We start from the raw sequence: 3,290 nt of genomic DNA on the forward strand, positions 1-3,290 counted from the left end.
ACCACTTGCTGCCCTGGAAGATCAAAAACTCGGTCTAGCGTCAATTAGTTTGACCGGTTGATAGGCCAGCAAAACTGATCACCTAAGTGCGTTACCAAAGTCAACGTGTGCTTCCAGTGACGCTTACATTGGTTTACCAAATCTTGTTGGGATGGATGATGAATCGTAAAACTTCGCGATTCCGGAGAATAGATATGAACTGGAGCGCTTTCGAAATTGCTGTAAGATATAGCGCCATAATAAGCACTGACGATATTTCTATAAGGAGCAACGACCCAAGCTTCAACATTACGCATGTTTATCGGTCCGCCCGCCCCATACTCAGGGTTTAATCCAATTCCCCCATTTCGGTTTGGTGAGCGATGAACAACATATTCGTCCGGCAATAAACCCCAAAGCCTCTGCCTTCGGATAACAACCCAACTCACCCAAGTGCCACCCACCAGCATCATTGGCAAAGCGGTTCAATACACACTGAACCAGTGGTCAAGACTGCAGGTGTACTTAACCGACGGGCGCATCAACATCGACAACAACCGTGCCGAGCGTGCTATTAAACCGTTCGTGATTGGCCGTAAAGCTTGGCTGTTCGCCAACACCCATGGTGGTGCCGATGCCAGTGCGGTACTTTACAGCTTGGTCGAAACCGCCAAAGCGAATAATGTGCAACCGATTGACTACCTGATGCGCTTGTTCGAGCAATGGCCGCTCATCAAGGGCGATGACGTTATCGACCACTTGCTGCCTTAGAATATCGACCTCACGCACTAGCGTCAATTATCTTGGCCGGTTAAATGGCCAAACAAAATTGACCCACCTTGAGAAAAATAATACGGTCAATGTGTGCTACTAGCGACGCTCACGCTTCTTCATGTCCTTAGGGGTAGTGATATGTTCGCTATTAACGACGTCAATAAATCTCAGGCCTTACCATAAGGCCTCTTGATTTTTACGAAAGCGCTCTTCTTTTACTTTATGGTTGATGGTTAGTGCAATCTTGCCGCCAAGAGGTCAGATTCTCTGTATCAACCCCATAAATAGTATATAAGGCGTTTCTGGTAGAAAAGACGAAGAAATTCATTCGTTCACCGTTTACCTTATCTACTTCAACTCCACCGCGATTAAAGCCAAGTACACCATTAATACAATACTCTTTTTCGTCAGCGGACAAGAACTCAGGGTTGCCGGCAACTTTAAGGTCATATATATCTGCAAAGGCAGTGCTTTCGTGCACAGTGATTCCCGGGCTACATCCAAAAGATAAATTTGCACAAACTTGATAGGAGCGCTGGTGTTTTAAGTTAATCCAAAAATATATTGCATCAAAAATTGTATAAAAATACGTTCCTGAGTGAACTTTAGGCAGATAAGAAGTAACGATATATTTCTCACCAAGAACGCCTTTAAATAGTAAATGCTGTTCTGGCTCTAATTGTGTTACCCGCTGCTGAATCCAGAATCGAGGCGTAGCAAGAAACTGAAATAGTATTTGAATAATAAAAACTATCCACAAGGCGAGTAGTACATAGTTTGATTTCTTCATTTCCGCAATAAACTCCCGCAAGTAGCATAGCAACCGCAACTACCATTCCTAGCCCTACAACACCCTCAGTTCCTCCAAAGCTATTTTCTCCACCCCAAGCAACATATTGCGCCCTGAGTTCTCTCTCGGTAGCCCTAGCTCCGGTCAGGGCACTCTCAACCCTAGCTCTAGTTTCAAGATCACACTCCTCATACTCTGCAACTATCTCGTTAATTCCGTTTGTTAGCGCGTGTAACGGCTCATAATAAGGATTAGTTTCTGCCATATTCTGTACTGCTGTGCGCACACCAGCAACATCAAGCGCATAAGCTCCGACTGTCAAACCAAGGCAAATTACTCCCGCTCTTCAACGAAGCAGTCCTTCTCTATCAACATACATAACAGGATTGCCATCTACTCTAGACTCAGTACATTGGTTAAAACAACTATTATTCTTTGAGCAACTCTAGAAACTCGTCTACAGGCACAAGGGTACGTCGGCTTACTAATGCGCAATCTCTCGGTTCAAGAGTTTCAAGTTCCAGTTCGCATTGCTCTACGTCTTCATACCTTGTGGTTAGTGCGCTCGACAGAATATATCTCATACCATCGAAAATGACCCAATTGGTATCGCGGTCAAAGGAGGGGCGTATCACTTCCAGCACCACAGGATTCAGGCCTGTCCACAGAGTTGCGGCATCGCCTACCAAACCATTCTTACACTTTTTCGAAATATCAACTGGTTGATGCTCAACAGCGACTACACTAGCTGGAAGTTCAAATAGATTTCCTTTCTCCAAGAAGATGATGTAGTTAGCCCCTATCATTAAACGTTCGCTGGAAAAAAAAGCTATCTGTGTTCGTTCAGATTGCCCATGTAGCGTGTTTTGAACACTAGCGTGATACAGTCCTCCGCAATCTATTTCTTCAGTTTGAAGAATCTCGCCCCGATTAATTTCCGCGACCACAATATAGCTAGACCGTACCTTAGCACTATCAATTGCGTCCATGAACTTGATCTGGCCAAACGAAGAGAAAGCTGTGAAAGCTAGTATTATTGCCAGTAGCCCTTTAGATGATTTTTTTTCTAACACAATTTATCTTCCTTCATTCCAATCTCTAAATCTGCGCAGCGCATCAAGCCCTGCTCGATCCGCATTTGGATGAATTCCAAGCGGGTCTACCGAGGGCGGAATATCTATCCCACGCGCATGCGCAGCCTCATGACCAAGAGTAAGAACTGCTCACTCTATACCTGTGACATTCATTCCCAAAATTTGGATTCGTCCGTTAGATTCAAGTGAAATGCTTGCGAAACCAGCTTCGAAAGCAGATGGAAATAGCTCAATCCGATTCAACATAAGAACGCCCCTCGTTGGTTCATCCAACCTACCTCCGCATAGCGGATCGTCGCAGTTTGCACGTATTACTCCAAAAGGACCTCTGAAGAACCCTGTGTGTTGAGGACTATAAATAAGCTCAATATTATTGGGAATATCAATCTCAAAAAGGTCGCGATTCTCAAACAGCCAATCGGTAAGTTCTTCATTTGTCATTTGGGAGAAGTCTGGCCTTGCTGAGTCCACATCATTTATCTCTCTACTGAGTAGGCTACTCAACGCCGCCGTCACCGCACCATTTGCAAACTTACCGCCGACAACCTGCGACGCAGTGCCCCCTAAAATCACGCTTGTGGCTAGGTCTCCGCCGGCATTGTTTGCTACTTGCCCCATTCCCGCACTGACAAAGCCATGGTGGAACGCGCCAC

The 3,290-nt window shown here is 45.3% G+C and carries 4 protein-coding genes; 1 reads left to right on the forward strand and 3 read right to left on the reverse strand.

Annotated elements, in window-relative coordinates; all coding sequences use genetic code 11:
• The first annotated feature begins 411 nt into the window (after positions 1-411).
• Positions 412-750, forward strand: a complete 339-nt coding sequence (locus tag CWE06_RS12235) for an IS66 family transposase (RefSeq protein WP_275065579.1) — start codon at positions 412-414, stop codon at positions 748-750.
• Between the two features lie 223 nt (positions 751-973).
• Here the strand turns inward: CWE06_RS12235 and CWE06_RS12240 are convergent, their stop codons facing one another.
• From CWE06_RS12240 to CWE06_RS12405, 3 genes are all read right to left on the reverse strand, one after another.
• Entirely contained in the window at positions 974-1,543 is a 570-nt protein-coding gene (locus tag CWE06_RS12240; protein ID WP_126794725.1) for a hypothetical protein, read from the reverse strand.
• A 428-nt stretch (positions 1,544-1,971) separates the two neighbouring features.
• Positions 1,972-2,616, reverse strand: coding sequence for a hypothetical protein (locus tag CWE06_RS12245; RefSeq protein WP_126794728.1), 645 nt, complete (start codon positions 2,614-2,616; stop codon positions 1,972-1,974).
• Between the two features lie 150 nt (positions 2,617-2,766).
• Positions 2,767-3,290, reverse strand: a 524-nt coding sequence (locus CWE06_RS12405; protein ID WP_157981180.1) for a hypothetical protein, incomplete at its 5' end; no start/stop codon positions are given.

It is taken from the genome of Aliidiomarina haloalkalitolerans, from assembly GCF_003987315.1.
In the GTDB taxonomy this organism is placed as follows: Bacteria; Pseudomonadota; Gammaproteobacteria; order Enterobacterales; family Alteromonadaceae; genus Aliidiomarina; species Aliidiomarina haloalkalitolerans.